General features: G+C 68.8%; 27 protein-coding genes and 3 pseudogenes. 14 read left to right on the top strand and 16 right to left on the bottom strand.

Annotated elements, in window-relative coordinates; translation table 11 throughout:
* Positions 1–2 precede the first annotated feature (2 nt).
* The 4 genes and pseudogenes from lpdA to glmM all read left to right on the top strand — a co-directional run bounded on the left by lpdA (position 3) and on the right by glmM (position 5,213).
* Positions 3–1,427, top strand: coding sequence for a dihydrolipoyl dehydrogenase (lpdA, locus tag SY89_RS02125; RefSeq protein WP_054582966.1), 1,425 nt, complete (start codon positions 3–5; stop codon positions 1,425–1,427).
* 39 nt (positions 1,428–1,466) lie between these two features.
* The gene (locus tag SY89_RS02130) at positions 1,467–1,757 is read left to right on the top strand and encodes a hypothetical protein (RefSeq protein WP_054582967.1); all 291 of its coding nucleotides are present in this window, start codon (positions 1,467–1,469) and stop codon (positions 1,755–1,757) included.
* Positions 1,758–1,838: 81 nt separating this feature from the next.
* A pseudogene (locus SY89_RS19460) lies at positions 1,839–3,736 on the top strand (ABC transporter ATP-binding protein).
* Between the two features lie 107 nt (positions 3,737–3,843).
* Positions 3,844–5,213 (top strand): annotated as a pseudogene (gene glmM, locus SY89_RS02140) (phosphoglucosamine mutase).
* Between the two features lie 16 nt (positions 5,214–5,229).
* Here glmM and SY89_RS02145 read toward each other — a convergent pair.
* Together SY89_RS02145 and hisI are read right to left on the bottom strand one after the other, a co-directional pair.
* Complete coding sequence (locus SY89_RS02145) at positions 5,230–6,363, bottom strand: DUF7118 family protein (protein WP_054582968.1); 1,134 nt, start codon at positions 6,361–6,363, stop codon at positions 5,230–5,232.
* Positions 6,360–6,764: a phosphoribosyl-AMP cyclohydrolase gene (hisI, locus tag SY89_RS02150; protein WP_054582969.1), complete on the bottom strand. Its 405-nt coding sequence runs from the start codon at positions 6,762–6,764 to the stop codon at positions 6,360–6,362. The genes SY89_RS02145 and hisI overlap by 4 nt, the downstream gene beginning before the upstream one ends.
* A gap of 160 nt (positions 6,765–6,924) precedes the next feature.
* On the opposite strand from hisI, the gene SY89_RS02155 reads away from it, so the two are divergent.
* Positions 6,925–7,398, top strand: coding sequence for a phosphate-starvation-inducible PsiE family protein (locus SY89_RS02155; RefSeq protein WP_054582970.1), 474 nt, complete (start codon positions 6,925–6,927; stop codon positions 7,396–7,398).
* 2 nt (positions 7,399–7,400) lie between these two features.
* Here SY89_RS02155 and SY89_RS19465 read toward each other — a convergent pair.
* A pseudogene (locus SY89_RS19465) lies at positions 7,401–8,518 on the bottom strand (A24 family peptidase).
* Positions 8,519–8,626: 108 nt separating this feature from the next.
* Here SY89_RS19465 and SY89_RS02165 point away from each other — a divergent pair.
* Positions 8,627–9,382, top strand: a complete 756-nt coding sequence (locus tag SY89_RS02165) for a hypothetical protein (RefSeq protein WP_054582971.1) — start codon at positions 8,627–8,629, stop codon at positions 9,380–9,382.
* A gap of 106 nt (positions 9,383–9,488) precedes the next feature.
* Here the strand turns inward: SY89_RS02165 and SY89_RS02170 are convergent, their stop codons facing one another.
* The 5 genes from SY89_RS02170 to SY89_RS02185 are packed head-to-tail and all read right to left on the bottom strand — an operon-like array spanning position 9,489 to position 12,163.
* Complete coding sequence (locus SY89_RS02170; RefSeq protein ID WP_054582972.1) at positions 9,489–9,773, bottom strand: transcriptional regulator; 285 nt, start codon at positions 9,771–9,773, stop codon at positions 9,489–9,491.
* On the bottom strand, positions 9,774–10,394 hold the full coding sequence (locus tag SY89_RS02175; protein ID WP_054582973.1) for a hypothetical protein: 621 nt from the start codon (positions 10,392–10,394) through the stop codon (positions 9,774–9,776).
* Complete coding sequence (locus SY89_RS17555) at positions 10,387–10,731, bottom strand: hypothetical protein (RefSeq protein ID WP_204374409.1); 345 nt, start codon at positions 10,729–10,731, stop codon at positions 10,387–10,389. The genes SY89_RS02175 and SY89_RS17555 overlap by 8 nt, the downstream gene beginning before the upstream one ends.
* Entirely contained in the window at positions 10,674–11,315 is a 642-nt protein-coding gene (locus tag SY89_RS02180; protein ID WP_204374410.1) for an ATP-binding cassette domain-containing protein, read from the bottom strand. Before SY89_RS02180 ends, SY89_RS17555 begins: the two co-directional genes overlap by 58 nt.
* Positions 11,312–12,163: an ABC transporter permease gene (locus SY89_RS02185; protein ID WP_054582974.1), complete on the bottom strand. Its 852-nt coding sequence runs from the start codon at positions 12,161–12,163 to the stop codon at positions 11,312–11,314. The genes SY89_RS02180 and SY89_RS02185 overlap by 4 nt, the downstream gene beginning before the upstream one ends.
* Before the next feature lie 96 nt (positions 12,164–12,259).
* On the opposite strand from SY89_RS02185, the gene SY89_RS02190 reads away from it, so the two are divergent.
* Together SY89_RS02190 and SY89_RS18045 are read left to right on the top strand one after the other, a co-directional pair.
* Entirely contained in the window at positions 12,260–13,066 is an 807-nt protein-coding gene (locus SY89_RS02190; RefSeq protein WP_054582975.1) for an FAD-dependent oxidoreductase, read from the top strand.
* Complete coding sequence (locus SY89_RS18045; RefSeq protein ID WP_054582976.1) at positions 13,054–13,392, top strand: FAD-dependent oxidoreductase; 339 nt, start codon at positions 13,054–13,056, stop codon at positions 13,390–13,392. Before SY89_RS02190 ends, SY89_RS18045 begins: the two co-directional genes overlap by 13 nt.
* Before the next feature lie 83 nt (positions 13,393–13,475).
* Here the strand turns inward: SY89_RS18045 and fer are convergent, their stop codons facing one another.
* From fer to SY89_RS02210, 3 genes are all read right to left on the bottom strand, one after another.
* Positions 13,476–13,865 carry a ferredoxin Fer gene (gene fer, locus SY89_RS02200; protein WP_054584647.1) on the bottom strand — a complete coding sequence of 130 codons (390 nt, stop codon included), beginning with the start codon at positions 13,863–13,865 and terminating at the stop codon, positions 13,476–13,478.
* A gap of 126 nt (positions 13,866–13,991) precedes the next feature.
* A complete protein-coding gene (locus SY89_RS02205) occupies positions 13,992–14,492 on the bottom strand; it encodes a 2'-5' RNA ligase family protein (RefSeq protein WP_054582977.1) in 501 nt (166 codons plus the stop codon).
* A 97-nt stretch (positions 14,493–14,589) separates the two neighbouring features.
* A complete protein-coding gene (locus tag SY89_RS02210) occupies positions 14,590–14,781 on the bottom strand; it encodes a DUF7554 family protein (protein ID WP_054582978.1) in 192 nt (63 codons plus the stop codon).
* 148 nt (positions 14,782–14,929) lie between these two features.
* On the opposite strand from SY89_RS02210, the gene SY89_RS02215 reads away from it, so the two are divergent.
* The 3 genes from SY89_RS02215 (at position 14,930) to SY89_RS02220 (ending at position 17,245) form a co-directional block, all read left to right on the top strand.
* Positions 14,930–15,763, top strand: coding sequence for a DUF7345 domain-containing protein (locus SY89_RS02215; RefSeq protein ID WP_054582979.1), 834 nt, complete (start codon positions 14,930–14,932; stop codon positions 15,761–15,763).
* Positions 15,764–15,895: 132 nt separating this feature from the next.
* Positions 15,896–16,117: a helix-turn-helix transcriptional regulator gene (locus SY89_RS16370; RefSeq protein WP_463467453.1), complete on the top strand. Its 222-nt coding sequence runs from the start codon at positions 15,896–15,898 to the stop codon at positions 16,115–16,117.
* 72 nt (positions 16,118–16,189) lie between these two features.
* Positions 16,190–17,245 (top strand): hypothetical protein, encoded by a 1,056-nt coding sequence (locus tag SY89_RS02220; protein ID WP_054582980.1) that lies wholly within the window; start codon positions 16,190–16,192, stop codon positions 17,243–17,245.
* On the opposite strand, the gene uvrB is transcribed toward SY89_RS02220, so the two are convergent.
* The gene (gene uvrB / locus SY89_RS02225; RefSeq protein ID WP_054582981.1) at positions 17,242–19,302 is read right to left on the bottom strand and encodes an excinuclease ABC subunit UvrB; all 2,061 of its coding nucleotides are present in this window, start codon (positions 19,300–19,302) and stop codon (positions 17,242–17,244) included. The genes SY89_RS02220 and uvrB overlap by 4 nt on opposite strands.
* Before the next feature lie 139 nt (positions 19,303–19,441).
* On the opposite strand from uvrB, the gene SY89_RS02230 reads away from it, so the two are divergent.
* A complete protein-coding gene (locus tag SY89_RS02230) occupies positions 19,442–20,410 on the top strand; it encodes a WD40/YVTN/BNR-like repeat-containing protein (protein ID WP_054582982.1) in 969 nt (322 codons plus the stop codon).
* A 188-nt stretch (positions 20,411–20,598) separates the two neighbouring features.
* Positions 20,599–20,871 (top strand): DUF7553 family protein, encoded by a 273-nt coding sequence (locus SY89_RS02235; protein ID WP_054582983.1) that lies wholly within the window; start codon positions 20,599–20,601, stop codon positions 20,869–20,871.
* A 58-nt stretch (positions 20,872–20,929) separates the two neighbouring features.
* Here the strand turns inward: SY89_RS02235 and SY89_RS02240 are convergent, their stop codons facing one another.
* From SY89_RS02240 to SY89_RS18940, 3 genes are all read right to left on the bottom strand, one after another.
* A complete protein-coding gene (locus SY89_RS02240; protein WP_239685492.1) occupies positions 20,930–21,616 on the bottom strand; it encodes a transcription antitermination protein in 687 nt (228 codons plus the stop codon).
* Positions 21,617–21,681: 65 nt separating this feature from the next.
* Positions 21,682–22,551, bottom strand: a complete 870-nt coding sequence (locus SY89_RS02245) for a sulfurtransferase (protein WP_054582985.1) — start codon at positions 22,549–22,551, stop codon at positions 21,682–21,684.
* A 30-nt stretch (positions 22,552–22,581) separates the two neighbouring features.
* Complete coding sequence (locus SY89_RS18940; RefSeq protein ID WP_275575388.1) at positions 22,582–22,704, bottom strand: hypothetical protein; 123 nt, start codon at positions 22,702–22,704, stop codon at positions 22,582–22,584.
* Here SY89_RS18940 and SY89_RS02250 point away from each other — a divergent pair.
* Complete coding sequence (locus tag SY89_RS02250; RefSeq protein WP_054582986.1) at positions 22,703–23,482, top strand: sulfurtransferase; 780 nt, start codon at positions 22,703–22,705, stop codon at positions 23,480–23,482. The genes SY89_RS18940 and SY89_RS02250 overlap by 2 nt on opposite strands.
* A 10-nt stretch (positions 23,483–23,492) precedes the next feature.
* On the opposite strand, the gene SY89_RS19240 is transcribed toward SY89_RS02250, so the two are convergent.
* On the bottom strand, positions 23,493–24,128 hold the full coding sequence (locus tag SY89_RS19240; RefSeq protein WP_321163880.1) for an AI-2E family transporter: 636 nt from the start codon (positions 24,126–24,128) through the stop codon (positions 23,493–23,495).
* Positions 24,129–24,174: the final 46 nt, after the last annotated feature.

Here is a 24,174-nt window from a genome sequence, read left to right on the forward strand (position 1 = left end):
CAATGGTCGTAGGAGACGTTACGACGGGAACGGAGGTACTGGTGATCGGCGCGGGGCCGGGCGGCTACGTCGCCGCCATCCGCGCCGCACAGAACGGGCTGGACACGACGCTGGTCGACCGCGACGGCTACGGCGGGACCTGCCTGAACTACGGCTGCATCCCTTCGAAAGCGCTGATCAGCGCGACGGACGTGGCCCACGACGCGCGCAACGCGACGGAGATGGGCGTCCACGCCGACCCCGTCATCCACACCGACGAGATGCAGGAGTGGAAGGATGGCGTCGTCGACCAGCTCACCGGGGGCGTCGAGAAGCTCTGTAAGGCCAACGGCGTCAACCTGATGCAGGGCGAGGCGACGTTCGTCGACGACTCGACCGCCCGGATCGCTCACGGCGGCGAGGGCCAGGGCTCGGAGAGCATCGACTTCGAACACGCCATCGTCGCCACGGGCTCCCGGCCGATCCAGGTGCCCGGCTTCGAGTTCGAGCACGACCCGATCTGGTCCTCCCGGGACGCACTCGAGGTCGAGGAGCCGCCCGAGAAGCTGCTGGTCGTCGGCGCGGGCTACATCGGGATGGAGCTCTCGACGGTGTTCGCCAAGCTGGGCGTCGACGTGACCGTCGTCGAGATGCTTGACGGCATCATGCCGGGGTACGAGGACGACGTGACCCGCCCGGTGAAAAAGCGCGCCGACGAGCTCGGCATCGAGTTCAACTTCGGCGAGGCCGCGAGCGACTGGGAGGAGACCGAGGGCGGGGTCGTCGTCACCACCGAGGACGAGGACGGCGCGGAGTACACGTACGACGCCGACAAGATGCTCGTCGCGGTCGGCCGGCAGCCGATTTCCGAGAGCCTCGACCCCGAAGCCGCCGGCGTCGAGGTCGACGAGAACGGGTTCATCCAGACCGACGATCAGGCCCGGACGAACGTCGACAACATCTACGCCGTCGGCGACGTGGCCGGCGAGCCGATGCTGGCACACAAAGCCAGCAAGGAGGGGATCGTCGCCGCCGAGGTCATCGCCGGCGAGCCCGCGGCGCTGGACCAGCAGGCGATCCCGGCGGCCGTCTTCACCGACCCCGAGATCGCGACCGTGGGCATGACCGAAGCCGAGGCCGAGGAGGCCGGCTTCGAGCCCAAGATCGGGCAGTTCCCGTTCCGCGCCTCCGGGCGCGCGCTCTCGACCGGCGAGAGCGAGGGGTTCGTCCGCCTCGTCGCCGAGCAGGAGGCCGGGTTCATCCTCGGCGCCCAGATCGTCGGCCCCGAGGCCAGCGAACTGATCGCCGAGTGTGCGCTCGCGATCGAGATGGGCGCGACGCTCGAGGACGTGGCGTCGACGGTGCACACCCACCCGACGCTGGCGGAGGCGGTGATGGAGGCCGCCGAGAACGCCAACGACGAGGCGATCCACACGCTGAACCGGTAGGCAGCGGTACGTTTTCCACGCCGCGGGTCACACCCCGGTATGGCCCTCTTCGACGACGAGAACGAGTCCGACGACACGACCGAGAGCGACGACTGGGGCGTCGACGAGGAGCGGGGTCCCTCGTCGACCCAGGACGACCGCGACGACACGGACCGGCTGGCTGACCTCGACAGCGCGACCATCGCCGACGACGACCCCCACGGGACGCTCAAGCGCGCGGTCGATCCCGAGGCCGGCGTGGTGGTCTACGCCTACAAGAACGGGAACGCCGGCGGCCTGTCGACGGTGCCGCTCTCCGAGACCGACCTCACTACCGCGGACAGCGCCTAGCGGCGTTCAGCGGCCACCCACAACCGGGTTTCGCCTCCGGCAGCCCCACATCTTTCCGACTGGGACGTGTTTCGAACCGTAATGAGTGACGAACACGGGAGCTTCGCCGAGATCCGTCAGTCGGTCGACGGCCACTCGATGAAGGGGCTCCTGCGCTACTGCGTTCCCTACTGGCGGCGCCTGACCGTGGGCACCGTCGCCGCCTTCGTGGTCCGGTTGTCCCGGCTAATCCCGCCGTTGCTGGTCGGTGTCGCCATCGATCGCGTCATCCGGAACGGGACCGGCGAGGGGGGGCTGCTCGTCAGCGCCGGGCTGCTCCCGACCGGACGGATCACCGGCGAGGCCGCCCGCCTCCAGTTCCTGGAGCAGTTGGTGATAATCGCCGGCGCCGCCTACGTCGTGCGGTCGCTGGCCCGCTTCGCCTCGCGGTACCTGTTCATGTCCACCGCACAGAAGGTACAGCGCGACCTGCGCAACGACACGTACGACCACATCCAGCGCCTCTCACTCGGCTTCTTCGCCTCCCACCAGACCGGCGCGATGATGTCGGTGCTGAACCAGGACGTGAACCGGCTGGAGCAGTTCCTCAACACGGAGATCCGGCAGGCGATCCGCGTCGTCGCCACCGTCGGCGGTATCGCGGCGATCATGTTCTGGTACTCCCCAAGGTGGCGGTGATCGCGCTGGCGCCGGTGCCGATCATCGGCCTCGCCTCCGGGCGGTTCCTGACGTGGATCGAGCCCAAGTACCGGGGGATTCGGGAGACCGTCTCCCGTCTGAACTCGCGGCTGGAGAACAACCTCGGCGGCGCGCGGGTGATCAAGACGTTCAACCGCTACGAGTTCGAGCTCGACCGCGTCTCCGACCAGAGCGATCACTACCACGACGAGAAGGTCGGCGCGATCAAGATCCGGCGGGCCTTTTTCTCCGGGCTCCGGATCATCACGGGGCTGGTGTTCGTCGCGATGCTGTGGGTCGTCGGCAGCGACATCATCACCGGCTCCTCGAGCGCGCTGGAAGCCGGCGTCGTCGCGACCTTCTTCATGCTCCTGCGCCGCCTCTACGCGCCGATGCGGCGGGTGGGCAAGACCGCGAACAAGTACCAGCTCGCGAAGTCCTCCTCCGAGCGCGTGTTCGGAATCCTGGGCCACGAACCGGAGGTCACCAGCCCGGAGGACGCCTACGTGCCCGAGTCAGTCGAGGGCCATGTCGAGTTCGACGACGTGACGTTCAGCTACGAGGAGAACGAGACGATCCTGAACGGTGTCGATCTCGACGTGGCGGCGGGCGAGACCGTGGGACTCGCCGGGACGACCGGCGCCGGGAAGTCGACGCTGTTGAAGCTCCTGCCGCGGTTCTACGACGTTGACGATGGGGCTGTGCGCGTCGACGGCGTCGACGTACGCGAGTGGGATCTCCCGCACCTGCGTGAGCACGTGGGGATCGTCGAGCAGAACCCCTACATGTTCTCGGGGACCGCCGAGGAGAACATCGCCTACGGCGACCTATCAGTGCTCTCAGGCGACGACGAGTCCGTGAGCGACGCGGTCGTCGACGCCGCGAAAGCCGCGGAGGCCCACGAGTTCATCACCGATCTGCCCGAGGGGTACGACACCGAGATCGGCGAGCGGGGCGTGAAGCTCTCGGGCGGCCAGCGCCAGCGGCTCGCGATCGCCCGCGCCCTGCTGAACGACCCGGAGATCGTCATCCTCGACGAGGCGACCTCCGACGTGGACACCGAGACCGAGGAGCAGATCCAGCAGAGTCTCGACCGGCTGACCGCGGACCGCACGGCGTTCGTCATCGCCCACCGGCTCTCGACGATCAAGGACGCCGACCGCATCGTGGTGATGGAGGAAGGGCAGGTCGCCGAGACCGGCAGCCACGACGAACTCCTCCGGGCGGACGGCGACTACGCGAGCCTCTGGGCGATGCAAGCCGGCGGCTCGGTGTCGGGGGCGGCGACGGCGGACGATTAGCCCGCGGTCCCGGTCTCGCCGACGTGGCGGGAACACGACACGAACGGCGAGTCAGGTTCTGCAGCCTTCGGAACCGCTTTGAACCCGGACACTCCACCACCACCTGAATGAAGGTTTTCGGCTCCAGCGGCACCCGCGGGGTGGCCGGCGAACAGCTCACCGCCGAGTTCGTCCTCCGGGTCGCCAAGGCTGCCGGCACCGTCTGGGACACCGACCGCGCGGCCATCGCCCGGGACACCCGAACCACCGGCGAGCTGTTCGCCAACGCCGCCGACGCCGGCCTCACTGCCGTGGGACTCGACGCCGACCGGCTCGGCGTCATGCCCACCCCGCGGCCGTGCGCTACGCGGAGGTGGAGGGAGTCCCCGCCGTCGTCGTCACCGCCTCCCACAACCCGCCGGAGTACAACGGGATCAAGCTCGTCGGCGCCGACGGCGTCGAGCTCCCGGTCGCCGAGCTCGAACGCGTCGAGGACTGCCTGCTCGGCGAGACGTTCGAGGAGGCCGGCTGGGACGCCACCGGCAACTCCCGACGCATCGACGGCGTCGCCGACGACTACGTCGACGACCTGCTCGCGAACGTCGACCGCGCGGCCATCGCCGACGCCGGCCTGACCGTCGCGCTCGACCCCGGCCACGGCGCGGGCGCGCTCACCAGCCCCGAGTTCTTCCGCCGACTGGGCTGTGAGGTCGTGACCGTCAACGGCCAGCCCGACGGCCACTTCCCCGGCCGGAACCCCGAACCGGTGCCGGAGAACCTCGACGACCTGGGTCGGCTCGTCCGCGCGGCCGACGCCGACGTGGGGATCGCCCACGACGGCGACGCCGACCGCGCCATCTTCTTCGACGAGGCCGGCGAGTACGTCGAGGGCGACGCCTCCCTGGCCGCGCTGGCGGCCGAGGCGCTCGAACCCGGCGACGCGACCGTCGCCGCGGTGAACGTCTCCCAGCGGCTGGTCGACGTGTGCGACGAGGTGGGCGCCGACCTCGAACTCACCCCCATCGGCGCGACCAACATCATCACGCGGATTCAGGAGCTGCAGGCCGGCGGTCGCCGGGTCCCCATCGCCGGCGAGGGCAACGGCGGGATCTTCTTCCCGAACTACCGGCTCGTGCGCGACGGCGCGTTCATCGCCGCGAAGTTCCTCGAACTGCTGGCCACGAGCGGCGAGACGCCGAGCGAGGTGGTCGAGCCCTACACCGCCTACGAGAACGTCCGGCGGAACCTCGCCTACGACGAGGAGGCGGAGCTCAGCACGATGCTGAGCGCAGCCGAGCAGTACGCCGCCGACGCCGACGTGGAGGCCGAAACCGTCGACGGCTACCGCCTCGACTACGGCGACGCGTGGGTGTTGGTCCGCCCCAGCGGCACCGAACCCAAGGTGCGGATCTACGCCGAGGCTCGCGAACGCGACCGCGCGGTCGAACTCGCCGACGCAGTCGAAGACGAACTCGCCGCGGCGCTCGACGACGACTGAACCCCGCGGCGTTCTCTCAGTTCAGCGCCTCAGCCAGCCGTTGCCGGGCTTCCCGGAGTCGTTCCGCTTCTGCCTCGATCTCGCCGTTCCGGAGCGCCTCGCGCTGGTCGGCGGTGAGTTCCGACTCGGCGACGACGGCGTCGCGCAGGCGGTCGTACTCCTCCCGCCGCGCCAGATCCCGCAGATCACGGGCGAGCGCGACCGTCGCCTCGTCGGCGAACCTGGCGACGACCGACACCAGCTCGCTCGCGAGATAGCGCAGTTCCGCGGCCGGCGGCGGCGAGCCGACGGTCAGCGGCGCGGCGTCGATGCGATCGAGGTACGTCCGGTGGACCGGCACCGTGGTTTCGAACGCGGTCGGGTCCTCGACGTAGTGTGAGAGCTTCGAGCCCGAATAGTCGGCGTAGGACAGCAGCGTCGGAAGCGGCTCCTCGCCGGCGGGGTGGTTCCGGACGTACGCCAGCAGATCGTTCGGCGGGCGCTGGTAGTCGATCAGCGGGTAGTGCCGCGTCGTCTCGATGAACCCCAGGAGCTCCCGGACCGGCGCGTCGTCGACGAACGCCGCGAAGTCGTCGCGGACCGCCGCGTCGTAGCGCTCGATCGGTTCGGTCAACTCTTCGGTCGGCGCCGAGAGGTCCGCGTCGCCGAGCCGGCGGAGCTCGGCGAGCTCGTCCAGCCGGCGCTCGATCGCCGAGAGCCGCTCGGAGACCGCTCGCTCGGCGTCGTCGACGCGTTCGCGGGCGGCCTCGCGGCGATCGAGCAGGGCGGCGATCTCGCGGGCGTCGGCGATCGCCTCGCGAGCGCGCTGGAAGTCGCTCTCGGAGATGGTGCGCTGATCGACCGCGTCGTTTGCCGCCTCGAACCCCTCGCGATCGGGGATCCCCTCGGGGAGGTCCTCGACCAGTTCGGCGAACTGGCTCTGGAACTCCAGGTACGCCTCGAAGTCGCCCGTCCCGGTCGCGGAGTCGGCGTAGCGGTCGAACAGCCGGGTCGCCTCCCCCACCGCGTCGGCGACGGCCTGGACGGATCCTTCGCCGTAGCGCTCGATCTCGGCGGCGATCTCCTCGCGTTCGGCGCGGGCGGCGCGGAGCTCCGCGAGCAGGTCGTCGGTCGTGGGTTCGGCGGGGACCGGCTCGTCGGCGACGCTCATTCGTACACAGCGTCGGGGTCGAACACCTGCTCGCCGACCGTCTCGACGTCGACGGTCTCGCCGTCGTCGTCGATCGACGCGACGGAACGGTGGAAGCAGGAGCGATAGCCCGTGTGGCAGGCGCCGCCGGCCTGCTCGACGACGTACAGCAGGGTGTCGCCGTCGCAGTCGACGCGCACGTCGACGACCGACTGGGTGTTGCCGCTGGTGGCACCTTTCTCCCAAAGCTCGTCGCGGGAGCGGGAGTAGTAGTGGGCCCGGCCCGTGTCGACGGTGCGCCGGAGCGCCTCGGGCGAGACGTACGCGAGCATCAACACCTCGCCGTCGTCGGCGTCCTGCGTCACTGCGGGGACCAGCCCGTCGTCGCCGAAGTCGATGTCGACCGTCGAGAGCTCAGCCATACTCTGGCAGTAGGCGCTCGGACCCATAAACACCCGAGGCCGCGGGACGCCGAACCGCGGGGCGGGCAGACGGCAGCGACGACGAGCCCAGCGGGGCCCCTCCCAACTCGACCGCGATGGTGGGCGTCACAGTCAAAAGGGCAGGGGCGAACGAATAGCCATGACTGACGAGGAGCCGGAGCCGCTCGGCGGGCGGCCCGAGCCGGGGGATGGCGTCGACGACCGCCTGTTGGCACTCAGCGAGACGCTGATTCGGTACACCGAGGTTATCGCGGCGGTGGTGCTGGGAGTCCTGTTCGCCATCGGCGTGTTCGACCTCGGGCTCCAGATCGTCGGGAGCGCTCTCGATGGCACCATCACCGACCCGCTGGTGGTGGTCGGGTTCATCGACACGGCGCTGTTGCTGCTCATCATCGTCGAGGTGTACCAGACCGTCGTCTCCTACACCCAGGAGTCCGACACCCGCCGGATCGTCCGCCTCGTCATCTACACCGGCGTGATCGCGATGGTCCGGAAGGCGATCATCTTCCGGACCGGCGAGTACCCGAGCGAGCAAGCGGCGCTGTTCGCGGCGGCGGCGTACACGCTCATCATCCTCGGGCTGGCGGTGTTGCTCGTCGTCGAGCGGCAGTGAGGTCAGGCCAGCCCCAACGCGGTCAACAGTCCGTACAGCAGGTCGCCGTACGTCAGCGCGACGAGCAGGCCGACGAACATCGGGACGATGAACGGGAGCCCCGGCGAGAGCCACACCTCGTCGGCGGCGGCGACGGTTTCCAGCCCCGCACGCAGCGTCTCGGCGTCGGTGCCGTACGCCGACCCCTCGATGTCGTCGAGGAACTGCTCGGCGGCCCAGGGGTCGTCGTAGTCGCCGTCGGTGGGTTCGGGCGCGTCGCCAGCAGCCGAGGCCGCGTCGTGTTCGACGGCCGCCTCGGCGACGGCGCCGTCGGTGGCGTCGAACGTCTCGCCGACGCCGTCGGGGTCGCGGTAGCGGTCGGGGTGTGCGCGCAGTTCCGCGAGCGGGAGCCCGCGCCAGCGCAGGTACATGCGCAGGGCGTCGAGATCGAATCCAGATGGTTTGACAAGAGAGACAAGGTTATCTAAAGAGATCTTCTCTCGGCTAAAAGCGTTCAATATCGAACTAAGCTGAAGATTAGATAGGGAATATCGGTGCTGATTGGCAAATAATCGTCCGTGCCGTTCAGGTAATTCTGAAACATCAACGTTCATTCCAAGAAACATCGGGACCCGAATCTCCCGGAAAGAGCATTCCTAACCGCGAGGGCAAGCGGAGATGCGATACCAACAATAACAGTATTCGTGAGTATTGTGAGAGAGAATACACCGATTCGAGTATTTACATACGGTAGTATTGCAGGAACACCCATTTCGACGAGAGTGATCGGCGGGTAGTAGGCCGGATACGTGGGGAACAGAATACTGAGGGCTAATAGTGCCTTCAAATCGGCACCACCGAAGCCCTCCATGAGATAAAACAGGAAACAGAGTGGTGCTACAAATCCAATACTAATAGCTACGCGGATGAGCATTAGATTGGTCGAGTACGTGTTGAAGGGATACCAATACAATAGATCAGTGACCAAAAGAACAATCCCAAGAATCCCTAAAACGTACCAGACCCAGTTGGGCACCCGTCGTGTGCGGATATCCCGCAGCGCGGCCCACCCCAGCAGCGGCACTGCGAGCAGGCGCGCGAGGTCGCCGAGTGAGGCGACGGCCCCCAGCGAATCGACCATGTCCCGCACGCCAGCGGCGACGGGCAAAGCGTTTGGGGAAACCGAGCGGCCGAGCCACCCAGTTACCGCAGAAGGTAGCCTTATTACCGATCGTTCAAACGTCCCTGCATGTCGACACGTTCGCTTCGTGGTACGATCAGTGGGTTAGGAAACAGAGCCAACCCCGCGTTCGCGGGCGCGGTCGTCGCCGTCTCGCTGCTCGCGGTGGGGTACATCGTCTCCGGGCGCGCATCCGTGGAGGCGCACACGTACGTCCACGTGATGGCGGGGCTGCTCTGGACCGGGACGGATCTGTTCATCGGCGCGGTGCTCGGCCCCGCGATCGGGGGACTGGACGAGGAGCAGAGCGCCGCAATGTTCACGCGGCTGACGCCGAAGACGACGTTTTTCCTCCCCTCGATGGCGTTCGTCACCATCGTCGGCGGGATCACGCTGGCCCAGCGGCTCGGCCTCTTCCCCAACAGCGAGCCGTGGCTGGCGCTGTTCACCGCCGCGAACCTGCTGCCGGCGCTGCTGCTCGCCGGGTGGCGGCTCGACGCCTTCGGCGACCGCCGCTGGCAGGCGCTGTTTGCGGTCTCAGCGGTCGGTTCGCTGGCGTGGGTCGCGACGACGATCGGCGACCTGCAGTCGATCCCGCTGCTGATCTCGCTCTCGCTGGGAATCGTGACGCTGCTGTCGGTGCAGGGGTTCGGCTTCCTGCTGCCCGGCGAGATCCGGATGTATCAGGAGATCACCTCGGCCGACCCGGACGCGGCCATCATCTCCCGGATCGGCGCGCGGAACGCGAAGCTCGGCGGCGTGCAGGGCGTGATGCAGCTGGTGCTGATCGGGGTGATGGTGTCGCTGCGGTGGGGCAGCTTCTGAGGGGCGTGTTTTAGGCGCCGTCGAACGCGTTCGAGCCCTTTCTCCTGTGGGGTAGTTGTGGCAGCGAGGAGATCCGTCCCGGACTGCCCGGGCGACGTACCGCAGGTCAGTCGATATCGTCGATGAGTCCCTGCAGCTGGCGGACGTGCTCCTCGAACAGCTCCTCCCCCGTCGTGGTGAGGACGGCGGTGGTCCGGGGGCGTCTGTCGACGAACTCCTTGCGGATCTCGACGGCGTCCTCGTCCTCCATGCGCTGGAGGTGGCTCGAGAGGTTCCCCTCCGTCAGGTCGAGATCCTCGGTCAGGTCGGTGAACGTCGACTCGCCGTGGCGATAGAGGTAGGCGAATATCTCGAGCCGAGTCGGCTGGTGAACGAGTTTGTCGAGATCCATCTACGGTCGCGTGAGTATCCGGTAGGAAGCGACGGCGTAAAGCAGATACGTTCCGCCGTACGCCGCGAACCCCCACTCGTGGAGCGGTTCGACGTTGGCGATCGCGACACCGAGGGCGATCATCAGGACGCCCCCGACCTGAAACGCCCGCCGGTCGCGGTCGCGGATGCGGTGGGCCTTGAGCGCCTCGGCGGCGACGAGATACGCCAGTCCGAGCATCACGAGCACCAGGCCGAGCACGAACGCGGTTTCCGCGAGATAGCCCAGCGCTGGGAGGAACGGCTCGGCGACGAACTGGACGGCGAACGTGCCGGCGTAGACGAGCAGGATCAGATAGCCGATGTTCGGCGTTCCCCCACCGGGCGCCCAGGAGTAGCCCTCGAAACGGCGGTACAGCACCGCGCCGAACGCGCCGAACAGGCCGAACCAGATCGCGAAGAACCAGAACCCGGCGAGCCGTTCGAGCACGACGAACTGTGAGAGCGCACTACCGAGAGCGACGACGACGCCGAACAGCAGCCACTGTTCGGGCGCGCGCTCGTAGCGCTCGGCGATGCCCATCGCGTCCTTGATGCGGTCGAGGTCGCGCTGGAGTTCGGCAGGGTCGACGTCCTCAGTCATCGTTCCCCGCAGCGTGGACGTAGTAGTTGAACGCGTCGGTGTAGCTCGGCTCGACCGTCTCGACGGCCGTATCCTGGGGCGCGGCGGCCGCCACGTCCGCGAGGGTGGCGTCCGCCGCGAGGAACCCTCGGCGCTCGTCGCCGTGGTGGAACAGCCGGCCGTCGACGACGTGGGGCTCGACCGCGTCGGTTCCGGCGGGCCCCCCGACGAGACGGACCGTCTCGGGGACGCCGTCGAGCAGGGAGTCCGGCGCGTCAACCGCGGTGACGCCGTCGCCGGTCACGAACGCGATGCGGTCGGCGAAGGCGGCGTCGACGGGCCGGTGGCTGGTGGCCACGACGGTCCCCCCGCCTCGACCCGCTCGCGGATGGCGCGGTGGAACGTCTGAACCATCGAGAGATCGACGCCCGCCGTGGGTTCGTCGAGGAAGTACAGCGGCGTGTCGACCGCCAGCGCTAGCGCGAGTTCGAGCTTTCGCTTCATCCCCTCGGAGTAGTGCTTCGTGCGCTTCCCGAGGTCCGCGGCGAGGCCGAACGTCTCGACCAGGTCGCGCCAGCGGTCGGTGAACTCGGGGTGGAGGCTGCTGTAGAACTCCGCGGTTTCCCGGCCCGAGAGGCTGTCGACGCTCGCCCCGCCCTGGAGCAGCAGGGAGAGCCCCCGGCCGCCGTCGGCGCCGACGGGGTCGCCGAACAGCCGGATCTCGCCGTCGGTCGGCTCGACGCTGCCGGCGAGGCAGGACAGCAGCACCGTCTTCCCGGTGCCGTTGGGGCCCATCAGCAGCAGCGCCTCGTTCTCTCGGACCGTGAGGTCGACGCCGTCGAGCACGCCATCGTCGCCGAAACGCTTGCGGACGTTTCGGGCCTCGACGGCGGGAGCGCCGGCCTCCGCGGCCGGATCGGGGACGGTCGTCTCGGGGCTCACTGGATCTCACCCCGGTAGAGCGAGCGACGGGTCGCAACGACGGCGAGACCACCCCCGGCGGCGGCGTAGGCCGCGAGCAAGCCGAGGAACCGGCCGCCGGTCGGTGCCGCTGGGTCGGCCAGCCCGGCTCTCGCCCAGTCGCTGACGGGGACGAGGTGATACACCGCGAGGCGGGTCGCGAGCCCGTTGGGGACGTAGTTCACGAACTCGGCGGCCGAGGCGACCATCCCGGGCTGGACGCCGTTGTAGCCCGTGAGGAAGAACGCGAGCAGCACCAGCGTGATGGTGATGATGCTCGCGAACTTGGGTTCGGGGACCGCCGCGACGAGCACCACCGCGATGCTCGCCGCGAACAGGCCGAGCGCGAGCAGCCCCAGCGCCACCACCGGCAGCGAGAGCGCCGACCGCAGTTCGAAATTCGCGCCGGTGGCGACGCCGACGCCGAGGACGACGCCGACGGCGACGGCCGCGAACGCGTAGGCGGCCGCGAACCGGCCCAGGAAATCCGCGCCCGGCGAGACGGGGAGCGCGCGGAACTGCGCGTACCGCCCGCCCTCGACGTCGGCGACCAGCGACTGGGAGAACGTGTTCAGGAACACCACCAGTGCCGCGAACGTGCCGTAGGAGACGGCGTTGATGGCCTTGACGAGCCCGACCGTTTCGGCGCGCATCGCGCTCGTGTCTATCAGCAGGTACACCGTCAACAGGTAGAACAGCGCCGGGAACGCGACCGCCCAGAAGACGACGGCGCCGTTCCGCCGGAGCGTCCGCAGCGCGCGTGCAGCGAACGCGCCGGTCTGTTCGAGGAACCGGCCCGCGTCCGGGACGCGGCGAGTGTCGGTGCTCATGACGTTCGATGCTCCCGACCGAACCGGCAAATAGGTTTGTGTTCTAAATTTAGTTTGGAGCGCAAACCATATAGTCAACACTCCGAACAATTCGGTGTGGGCGCGAACTGTGACGACACGATGGCACCGACGGAGGCATCCGACGTCCTGATCGTCGGCGGCGGGCTCGCGGGGCTGACCCTCGCGAACTACCTGTCGCGACAGGGGCGGGAGCCCCTGATCGTCGAGCGGGCGCCCGAGTGGCGCGGCGGGGGCTACGGCATCGGCCTCTGGGCGGACGGGATCGACGTACTCGACGAAATCGATCGGCTGGAGACCGTCCGCGAACGGGCGGCCGATCCCTCGGCGTTCGAGGTCCGCTCCAGCGACCGCAGCGTGCTGACCCGGACGAGGGTTCCGACCGAGGAGACGTTGCTGCTCGCGGTCCACCGCGGCGACCTCCACGCCGCGCTCCGGGAGTCGGTCCCGGACGACTGGGTCCGGATGGGCACCGAACCCGCGCGCATCGAAGAGCACGCCGACGGGGTCGACGTGACGTTCGACGACGGCACGGGCGGCACGTTCGACCTCGTCGTCGGCGCCGACGGCGTCCACTCGACGGTTCGCGAGCAGTGCTTCGCCGACTGGACGCTCGCGGAGCGGGACACCTACGTCTGGTCGCTCTGGGCGCCACAGGACGTCGACCTCGAGAGCGACATGGTGAGCGTATGGGGCCGGGTAGCGAGGGGTTCGTCGCCCGCGTCGGCGACCGCGTGGGGTTCAACCTCGCCGCGCGACTGGACTCACGTCCCGACGACCCCCGCGACGAACTCCGCCGACAGGCCGCCGCGATCGGCTGGAAACTGCCCGACCTGCTCGCCGGCACCGACGACGAGCCGTTCTTCGATCGCGTGCGCGAGGTGAGTTGCGGGTCCTGGCACAGCGACCGCGTCGCCCTGATCGGCGACGCCGTCCACGCCGTCCACCCCATCTCCGGGATGGGGGGCTCGCTCGCGCTAGGGGACGCCCGCGTGCTCGCACAGGAGCTCGCCACCGGCGATCCGCCCGGCGCGCTGGCCGAGTTCGAGCGACGGCGCCGGCCGGCCGCCAAGCGCGTGCAGCGCGAAGCGCGCTTCGAGGCGGCGACGATGTTCGTCGAGTCGTCGACACTGCGACGACTTAGGGACGGCGTGGTCGAACACACGCCGCTGTTCGACTGGTTCCTGCGGCGAGGGACGAGAGAGAGCTGATCGGGGGAGAGCGCTGCCCGACGTGCGGAGTGCTGCGCGTCGGCGCCCCACAAGAAGGCCTGTTCGAAGCAGCGTCGACCGCGTTATATGACGCGGTTCTGGAGGTAGTCGAGGTGCTTCGCGTTGTAGACGATCTTGACCTCGTCGGTGGCCGGCGAGCCGATACAGGTCAGGCGGACGTCCTTCTCCTCGACCTCCTCGTCGCTGAGGATCTGCTGCATGTCCATGTCGATCTCGCCCTCCTTCGCGATGGCGGCGCAGTTCGCACACGCGCCGGCGCGGCAGGAGAACGGCCAGTCGTACCCCTGGGCCTCGGCGGCCTCAAGGATGTACTCGCCCTGGTTCACTTCGAGCGTGCCGTAGTCCTCGCCGTCGAGGCCCGCGTCGGCGGCCTGCTCGAACAGATCGTCGTCGTCCATCGACCAGCCGTGGTCGTCAAGCACTTCGTAGTTGAGGTATTCGACGGTTGGCATCACCCCGATGTTCACCTGCCACCGTATAGGGTTTTGTGGTTCTCCCCGAAAATCGGCCGTCTCAGTGGATTAGGCGAGCCAAAACCCGCCAAACGGCTTTTGGCGGTGGCGGCCGAAGTCGGAAGATCAGCCGCGTAGCCGGAATCGGTCGACCGCTTCGCGGTGTTCGCGGTCCCACGTCAACGCGCGCTCGGCGGTCCACTCGACGGGGTCGATCGCGGTCTCGGCGACGCGCTCGGCGTCGGCGACGCTGCCCCCGCGCGCGAGCGTCACGTGCGGGACGTAGTTCTCGCCCTCCAGGTCGTCGACGACCGGGAACTCCCGACAGAGCCGACGGTGCAGCTGCCGGATCCCCTCGCTCTCGACGCTGAGGTACACCACGGGGCCGCGGCCGTCGGGTGGATCGGCGAAGTAGTCGACGCCGTCGATGCGGACGGGGAACGGCTTCGTCCCGTCGAGGATCCGGCGGAGGCGCTCGCGGACGCCACCGCCGCCCCGTTGCCACGTGTCGGCCTCGATCCGCTTGACGACGAGCGTGTGGCGCCCACGCACCTGCTCGAAGGGGGTGAGTTTCGGGTGGAGGCGGTCGGCGAGGCGTTCGACCGCCGGCGGAACCCGGAGGTTCACTGCGGCTGCGAAACGGCGGTGCTGTCGGCGCGACGGTTCACGGCGAAAGCTGGGCGGTCGGCAGTAAAAAGCGCGTCGTCGGCGTCTCGCGGGAGCGTTAGATCCGGTCGAGCAGCCAGAGGATCACCAGCACGATGATCGCGATCCCGAGCAGGTCCGGGATCAGGCCGAGCAGGCCGGTGAACAGCTCGAGCACCTCACCGAGCAGCTCGATCACCAGCCACGCCACCACGAGCACCAGTATCAGCTTCAGCAGGTCCTCGGCTTCGAGGTTCCCTCGCGTGTTCATGGGAGATAGCTCGCGCCGGGTACGCAAAAAGGGCTATGGCCGTTTCGAGCACGCTCCGGACTGGAAATGGTGGTTTCGAAACACGATGGGGGCGCTCGAAAGTTGGGACGGCAACGCATTTACTCCGGGGCGACGCACGTTCGAACGAATGGATCCACGGACCCACCTCCCCGGCCGATCTTGTCGTGGGGGCGCCGCCCCGTCCGACGCCTCGTGCTGGAGGGCCCGTGTCCTCGCGATCGTACTGACGCTCCTGCTCGTCAGCTCGGGCGTCGGCGCCGCCGCGGAGTTCCCCGCGTTCCAGACCGGCGACGTCGAGACGGACAGGGTCGTACTCGAGGCCGCCGTCGACGAGAACGGCGACGCCCGGTGGAGCATCGAGTACCGCGTCGCGCTCGACGATCAGAACACCACCGAAGCGTTCGAGAGCCTCCAGCAGGACATCGAGCAGAACACCAGCGACTACCGGGGCCAGTTCGCCTCGCGCATGGAGTCGACGGTCGCGGCCGCCGAGAACGCGACTGGCCGGGAGATGGCCGTCGAGAACGTCACCGTCGAGGCGCGCACGAGCCCGCTCAGCGGCGAGTACGGCATCATCCGCTACAGCTTCGACTGGGTCGGGTTCGCGGCGGTGTCCGAGGGCCAGATCGCCGCCGGCGACGCGCTGGCGGGACTGTTCCTCGACGCCGACACCGAACTCACGATCAGTTGGCCCGACGGGTACGTCGTGAACGTGGTCGATCCCGAGCCCGACCGCGAAGGCGAGAACTCGGTGACGTGGACTGGCCCCGCGAGTTCGACGTTGGCCAGCCACAGGTCGTGCTCCGTCCGGAAGGCGGGACCCCGCCGTTGGGCGCGATCGTCGGCATCGTGCTGTTCGCCGGCGCCGGCGTCGTCTGGTACTACCGCCGCCAGCAGGCGGCGCGGGCTCGCGAGGCGTCGCAGGGCGGTACCCCGGTCGGTGCCGAGCCAACCCCGGTGACGCGCCCACCAGTGACGCGTCGGGTGATACGCCCGCCGACGCGGCCACGGACAGCGGCGACGGCTTGGCCGCCGCAGCCGCTGGCGGTGACGGGCCGGACGATCCCGTGCCGGCAGACGACACCCCGAGGAGCTGCTCAGCCCGGAGGAGCGCGTGATGCGCCTCCTGGAACGAAACGGCGGCCGGATGAAGCAGAAAGCGGTGACCGAGGAGCTCGACTGGAGCGCCGCCCGCACGAGTCAGGTCGTCGGCGACCTCCGCGATGCCGGGAAAGTCGAGTCGTTCCGGCTCGGCCGGGAGAACGTGCTGAAGTTCCCCAACGACGAGGACGATTCCCCGCCCTCGCCGCGTTAAGCTGGGTTAATCGGGGTGAAGCCGGCTGGAGTGAGTAGACGGTTTTTACGGGTGGGTCGTTACGTATCGGGTGTGAACCGAATCGCAATCGTCGTCATCACGCTCGCCGTGGTCGCCGGCAGCGTCCCTGCCGCCGCGACGCTGTCCGGCGCGCAGGCCACGCCGGAGGACGGCCCGGCACCCGGTGCCGCGTTCGCGGGCGTCGTCGACGTCCAACAGGCCGAAGTCGACAGCGAGGTCGCCAAGCGCTCGCTCGACCGACAGTTCGCGGCCGCCGAGTCCAACGGCTCGAAGGCCCGGATCGTCGCCGAGCAGCAGGGCCGCCTCCAGGAGCGGTTGAACGAACTCGAGGCCGAGAAGGCCCGCCTCGAGCGCGCCCACGAGAACGGCAGCATCGGGCAGGCGCAGTACCAGGCCCGACTCGCCGCGCTGGCCGCCCAGCTCCGGGCGGTCGAGCGACGGGCCAATCAGACCGCGACTGTCGCCGACTCGCTGCCCGAGGAAGCGCTTCGGGCCCAGGGCGCGAACGTGAGCCAGGTCCGGTCGGTGGCCCAGCAGGCCAACCGCGCCGGCGGCGGTGAGATGGCCGAGGCGGCCCGTGCGATCGCCGGCGAGGACGTCGGGAACGGGCTCGGTCCGCCCAACGACACCGCGCGCGGTCCGCCCAACGACTCCGCAGTTGGCCCGCCCGACGGCGAGAACCCGTCCGATAGATCAAGACCGAACCAGAACGACTCCACGACTGGGCCACCGGACGGATCCGGTCAGGACGCCCAGAACCGGACAGTGAACCGCTCATCGCCCGGTAACGGCGACAAACCCGTGACAGGGGATAGCCCGGCGAACTCGACTGACGGGAACAACGAGACGGTCGGCGCCGGCAGCCAGGCACCGAATGACGGCAATGAAGCCCCCAACGACAGTAGCCAGGGGCGGAACGACGGTACTGAGGTGCCGAACGACGGCAGCCAAGCGCCGAACGGAACCACCGGCTCGCCGAACAGCACCACGGCGGGCACCCCGGCTCCAGGGACGGATGCCCCCGAGGCCGGCAACGGCTCCGCAGCCGGCGCCGGCGAGGCGCCCCAGAACGGGACCACGACGGTGACGGCGACGACGACGCCTTAGAACTCCGCGTCCGGTTCGGGCGCGACGCCCTCGTCACCGCCGTCGAGGTCGAACTCCTGTCTGAGTTCCCTGATCCGGTCGCGGATGTCCGCCGCGAGTTCGAACTCGAGGTTGTCGGCGGCGGCCTCCATACGTTCCTCCAACTGCTCGATCTGTCGAGCGGCGGCGTCGGCGTCGCCCACCTCGGCGTTCGCGGCGCCGGAGGCGTCGGTTTTGCTCCCCGGGAGGTTCGTCTCGCCGATCGCCTTCTCGATCGTCGTCGGTTCGAAGCCGTTGTCCTCGTTGTAGCGCTGCTGGATCGCCCGGCGGCGGCGGGTCTCCTCGATCGCGCTCCGCATCGCGTCCGTGCGCTCGTCGGCGTACAGCACCACCTCGCCGTTGACGTTCCGCGCCGCACGCCCCATCGTCTGGACCAGCATCGTCTCCGAGCGCAGGAACCCCTCCTGATCGGCGTCGAGGATGGCGACGAGGCTGACCTCGGGGATGTCCAGCCCCTCACGCAGGAGGTTGATGCCGACGAGCACGTCGATCTCGCCGAGTCGGAGCGACCGAATGATCTCGTGGCGCTCCAGCGTGTCCGTCTCGTCGTGCATGTACGCGACGTTCACGCCCGCCTCTTCGAGGTACTCGGTGAGATCCTCGGCCATCCGCTTGGTGAGCGTGGTTACCAGCGTGCGCTCGTCGCGCTCGATGCGGTCGTCGATGCGCTCCATCAGGTCCTCGATCTGGCTCTCGGCGCTCGTGACCTCGACCGCGGGGTCGACGAGGTGGGTCGGGCGCACGATCTGTTCGACGATCTGGTCGGAGTGCTCGCGCTCGTACTCCCCCGGCGTCGCCGAGACGTACAGCGTCTCGTCGGTCTTCTCCTCGAACTCCTCGAACGTGAGCGGGCGGTTGTCGTACGCCGTCGGGAGGCGGAACCCGTTCTCGACCAGCGAGTCCTTGCGTGATTTGTCGCCCTCGAACTGCCCGCGGATCTGGGGTAGCGTCTGGTGGGACTCGTCGACGACGGTGAGGAAGTCGTCGGGGAAGTAGTCGAGCAGCGTGTAGGGGGCTTCGCCCTGCTCGCGATCGGAGAGGTGGACGGAGTAGTTCTCGATCCCCGAGCAGTAGCCCGTCTCCTGCAGCATCTCGAGGTCGAACGTCGTGCGCTCCTCGATGCGCTGGGCGGCGACGAGGTCGCCCTGTCGCTCGAAGTGGCGCACGCGGTCCTCCATCAGGTCCTCGATCTCGGCCATCGCCTCCTGCAGGCGCTCCTCCGGGATCGAGTAGTGCTCCGCGGGGTGCAGCAGCACCGCCGGTTCCTCGCTGACGACCTCGCCCTCCAGGGTGTTCACCTTCCGGATGCGGTCGATCTCGTCGCCCCAGAACTCAACACGCACTGCATACCGGCCGTACATCGGGAAGATCTCGACCGTGTCGCCCCGGACCCGAAACGTGCCCTGGGTGAAGTCCACGTCGTTGCGCTCGTAGTTCAGGTCGACCAGTTGGCCCAGCAGTTCGTCGCGACCGATCTCCTCGCCCTGCTCGAGTCGCAACGACATGTCGACGTAGTTTCGCGGGTCACCCAGCCCGTAGATCGCCGAGACGGAGGCGACGACGATCACGTCCTCGCGGGTCAGGAGCGAACGCGTCGCGGAGTGGCGCAGTCGGTCGATCTCGTCGTTGATCGAGGCGTCCTTCTCGATGAACGTGTCCGACTGCTCGACGTACGCCTCGGGCTGGTAGTAGTCGTAGTAGGAGACGAAGTACTCGACGGCGTTGTCCGGGAACAGTTCGCGGAACTCCTCGTACAGTTGGGCCGCGAGCGTCTTGTTGTGGGCGATGACGAGCGTGGGTTTCTGGATCTCCTCGATCGTCCACGAGACGGTGTTGGTCTTCCCCGAGCCGGTCACGCCCAGCAGCGTCTGTCGGTCCATCCCCTCACGATAGCCCGTGGCCAACTGCTCGATCGCCTCGGGCTGATCGCCCGCGGGCTCGAAGGGGGCGTCGACGCGGAACGGACGCTCGGCGTCCGGCCGGTCAGGGGAGAGCGGACCGCTCTCGGAGTCGCTCATTACCGGACACAGGGGCTCGTAGAACTTGAGGAACCCGGTCGCGGGGGTCGGCCACGAGCAGCGGCGGGCGTCGTGACAGACTCACTGCAAATATTCGTTTCAGCGAGAAGTTATGCTCCGCGCGGCCCGAATGTCGGGTATGCTCATCGCCGGCACCGACGACGGTGTCTACCGACTGGACGGGATCGACGAGGAAGGCGGCGCGACGGTTCGGGAAGTCCTCGACGCGACGGGAGTGATGCGGCTCCGGACGTTCGAGGCGTTCGACGGCGTCTTCGCGGCGACCGCCGAGGGGCTGTTCCACTCCCCGGACGGCGAGTCGTGGACCGATCTGTCCGTCCCCGAAGAGTCCGTCTACTCGGTCGCCGCCGGGCCGGACGGCCGACTGTACGCTGGGACCCGCCCGGCACACGTCTACGTCGCCGAGAGCGTCGACGACGCCACGCTCCGGGACGGTCCGGCGTGGCGCGAACTCGACGGCTTTCAGGACCTCCCGTCGCGTTCCGAGTGGCAGCTCCCCCGGCACGACGACCTCGCGCAGGTCCGGGACCTGTACGTCCCCGCCGACGAGCCGGGACGGGTGATCGCCGGCGTCGAAGTCGGCGGCGTCCACCTGAGCGACGACGGCGGGGAGACGTGGAGCGAACGGCGCGAGGGGGTGGACGACGACATCCACGAGCTCCACCTCGTCGACCGGCGGGAGCTCCTCGCCGCCACCGGGTTCGGGCTGTTCCACACGACCGACGCCGGCCGCTCGTGGACGCGGCTGGACGACGGGTACGACCAGCGCTACTTCCGTGCGGCGGCGGCCGTCGACGGCGACCTCTACGCCGGCGCCAACATCGCCCACACGGCAACGTGGAGCGAGGACGACGCCGACCCCGCGCTGTTCGTCTGCCGCGACGGCGAGTCGCTGGAGCCGGTCGACCACGCCCGGCCCGACGAGACGGTCACCGGGCTGACCGCGGTGCACGGGCGGCTGGCGGCCGCGACGTACCACGGAACAGTGCTGCTGGGCGGGGCCGACGGCTGGCGCGTCGTCGGCGAGCTCCCGCCGGTCGAGGGACCCTCGGGGAGCTACACCCCGCTCTGCTGGGTCGATAGCTGAACGGCGCCCCCGGGTGGATGACGAACGGCTGCGGTTGCGAGCCGTCGGGTCCACCTCCCCCGTGGGCCGACTCCTGACTACGAGCGAAAACTGGCGGACTGAGAGTTCAGTGAAACAGCGGTGTCGTCGGGGTGCCATCGGAAACGGCCGGCCGAACGGCTTTCACCCTCCGAGTCGAACGGCCGCACATGACTCGAGAGGAACTCCAGACTGCGAGCGAGGAGCTGCGCCAGGCGAGCACCGCCGCGTCGGACGAGGCGGCTCAACGCCGGCTGTACGACCTCTCCGATCAGTTCGCGACGCTGGCCGCCGCGGAGAACGGGCCCGATCACGGCCGGCTCGCCCGCCACCTGAACGCGCTGAGCGAACTCCGCGACGGCGCCGGCGAGGACGTGACCGCCCACATCGACGCCGCCGAGACGGCGATTACGGCCTACCGTGAGACGGTCGACGGGGTGTAGCCCGATCCCGCCGCCGCAACCCCCGTGTTTCGAGTGGAGAAACTGAAACGTTCGCGCGTCAGCAGACGTTCTTCGGCTCGACGCCCATCGACTCCAGCGTCTCGACGTACCAGTCGTACGCACCGTCGACGACGGCGGCACCGGCGTCGCGGGCGGCCTCCTCGTCGGCCTCACTTTCACAGTGAGCAGCCAGGAGGCCTGTGGCATCGTCACCGTACTCGGCCAGCTCCGTCCGGAACGTCCGGAACTCGTCGGCGCTCTTGCGGTCGGCGTCGCCGACGAAGAAGCCGACCAGTTGTCCCGCGAGATCGTCGAGCACGAGGAACGCGGCGGCGGCCGCGCCGAGTCGCGCCACCTCGTGCTCCGCGTCGAGCGCGTCGGCGACGACGTGGCGGGCGCCGTCGCCGGCGTCACTGTCGAAGCTACCGGCAGAAGTTGCCGCGAACTCGGCGGCGTCGGCGAACAGTTCGGCCGATTCACCGTCGGCCGCGTCGGCCCAGCGCTCGAAGATCAGTTCGAGGGCGGAGAGTTCGCGGGCGGTGCCGGTCCGGACCGCGGCGCCCGTCATCTCGCCGCCGGTGAGCGCGTACACCGCTTTCGAGGAGCTGAGCCGCGAGAGTTCGGTGTCGCGCGCGTCCCGAAGCTCGTCGCGGAACTCGTCGGCGTTCATACACCGACAGTGGGCGAGCAGCCGCTTGTAGCCCACGGAAGCGGTGCTCGTCGTCCCGCGCCGGGAGGGAGCCACAGCCACGGCGTGGCGCTCCGAACCGACGGCACGGCGGCCGTCGGCGGTCGTTCGCCGGAGCCGGATTACTCCGCGTCGCCGGTCTCGACGGGCGCGCCGACGAGATTCCCCCACTCGGTCCAGGAGCCGTCGTAGTTCACGGTCGACTCGTAGCCCAGCAGTTCGTGGAGCGCGAACCACGCGATCGAGGAGCGCTCGCCGATCCGGCAGTAGGCGACGACGGACTCGCCGCCGTCGATCCCTTTCTCGGCGTACAGTTCGCGGAGCTCGTCGGCGGACTTGAACGTCCCGTCGTCGTTGACCGTCGCGGCCCAGGAGATGTTCTGGGCGCCCGGGATGTGGCCGCCGCGCTGGGCGGTCTCGTTGAGTCCCGGCGGCGCCAGCACCTCGCCGGAGAACTCCTCGGGCGAGCGCACGTCGACGAGCGGGACGCCGCGGTCGATGGCGTTCTCCACGTCCTCGCGGTACGCGCGGATGTCCTCGAAGGGGCCGCGGGCGGTGTACTCCTGGGCGGGGAACGCCGGCTCCTCGGTGGTGGTCGGGTAGTCGTGTTCGATCCAGTAGTCCCGGCCGCCGTCGAGCAGGCGCACGTCCTCGTGGCCGTAGTACTTGAACTGCCAGTAGGCGTAGGCGGCGAACCAGTTCGAGTTGTCGCCGTAGAGCACGACCGTCGAGTCGTTAGCGATGCCGTGGGAGCCGAGCAGGCTCTCGAAATCATCCTTGCTCAGGATGTCCCGCGTGGTCTGGTCCTGGAGTTGGGTCTCCCAGTTGAAGCCGATAGCACCGGGCGCGTGCTCGTCGTCGTAGGACTCGGTGTCGACGCTCACTTCGACCAGCCGCAGGTCTGGGTCGTCGCGCTGGAACTCGTCGAGGCGCTCCGCCACCCAATCGGCGGAAACGAGCGCATCTGTCGCGTAGTCGGGGTCTGAAACCATGATTCGTCCGTTTGTTAGTCCGGTATCAACTTAAACCAGCAGTCCCCGGTTGCTCTCGCCGCGCTCTCTGACGCCGCCGTCGGCGCCGCGGATGGCGATCGCGTGTGACGCGAACCCGAGGGCTAAGTCCTGGCGGCCACTCGCTTCGTCCATGCAACCATTCGTCCCCGCGTCGTGGGTCCAGGACCGTGATGTCGCGGTCGTCGACGTTCGGGAGCCCTGGGAGTACGACAGCATCGGCCACCTGCCGGGTGCGGTGAACGTCCCGTTCGACGCCTTCCGCTCCGACGAGGGCGAGGCCGGGAAGCTTCCGCCCCGGGCGGAGTGGGAGTCGCTGCTCGCCGATGCCGGCGTCGGCAGCGACGCCGAGATCGTCGCCTACGACGACACACAGGGGGTGTTCGCCGCACGGTTCGTCGTGACGGCGCTACTGCTGGGGCACGATCCCGGCCGGCTCCACGTCCTCGACGGCGACTTCAGTTCCTGGCAGCGCGAGCACGAGACGACGACCGACACGGTCGACCCCGAAGCCGCGAGCTACGAGAGCGATCCAGACGCCGAGACGCCGCTGGTCGACTTCGAGACGGTTCGGGCGCTGCTGCCGGCGATCGAGGCCGGCGACGTGACCCTCGTCGACACCCGCGAGGACTGGGAGTTCGAAGAGGGACACATCCCCGGCGCGGTTCAACTCGACTGGCGCGAGCTCGTCGACGAGGAGAGGCGGGGCCTGCGACCCGCGGACGAACTCCGGGCGCTGCTCGCGGATCGCGGAATCGACCCCAAGCGGCGGGCGGTGCTGTACTGTAACACGGCCCGGCGCGTGAGCCACACGTACCTCGTGCTTCGACAGCTGGGGTACGAGAGCGTCGATCTGTACGAGGGGAGCCTGACGGAGTGGCAGGAGCGCGGCGGGGAACTGGTGACGGGGTAGGCCGCGACCGCTACTCGATCCCGGCCTCGCGGTCGGACTGGATCACGTCGTCCGGATCGGGCCCGTCCTCGACGCCCGGCGCCGTCGACAGCAGTTGGACCGTCTCGACGAGCAGTCCGACCACCAGCGGCCCGAGGACGAACCCCAGCGGGCCGATCGTGAGCACGCCGCCGACGAACCCGACGAAGTAGAGCGTGATCGGGAGTTCGCCCGCGACCGCCGCGAGGTTCGGCCGGATCACCGCGTCGGGGAGGAAGCCGACGACGACGAGGCCGACGATCAGCAGTGTCGTCGCCCGGGGCGCGTTGCCGGCGACGAGATCGACGGCGGCGAGCGTGGCGATGACGATGCTCGGCCCGATGACCGGGATGAACTGGAGCACTCCCGCGACGATCGCGAGCGTGATGGCGGCGTCGTACCCCAGTAGCGCGAACACGGCGTAGGCGGCGATCGACGTTCCGACCGCCGTCGCCGCCTGGACGACGTAGATGCCGACCAGCGTGGCCCGAATGCGCTCGTGGTAGCTCTCGAGCGCGCCGTGGACGCTGGAGGGAGCGAGTCCGATCGCGACCGCCCGGACCGAGCCGGGACGAGCGAGCAGTCCGTACACGACGATGGCGAACAACAGCGCCTTCAGCGAGAGCACCGTCGCCGCGCTGGCGACCGAGATCGCGGCCTCCCGCAGCAGGTCG

It is taken from the genome of Halolamina pelagica, from assembly GCF_001307315.1.
Lineage (GTDB): Archaea > Halobacteriota > Halobacteria > Halobacteriales > Haloferacaceae > Halolamina > Halolamina pelagica_B.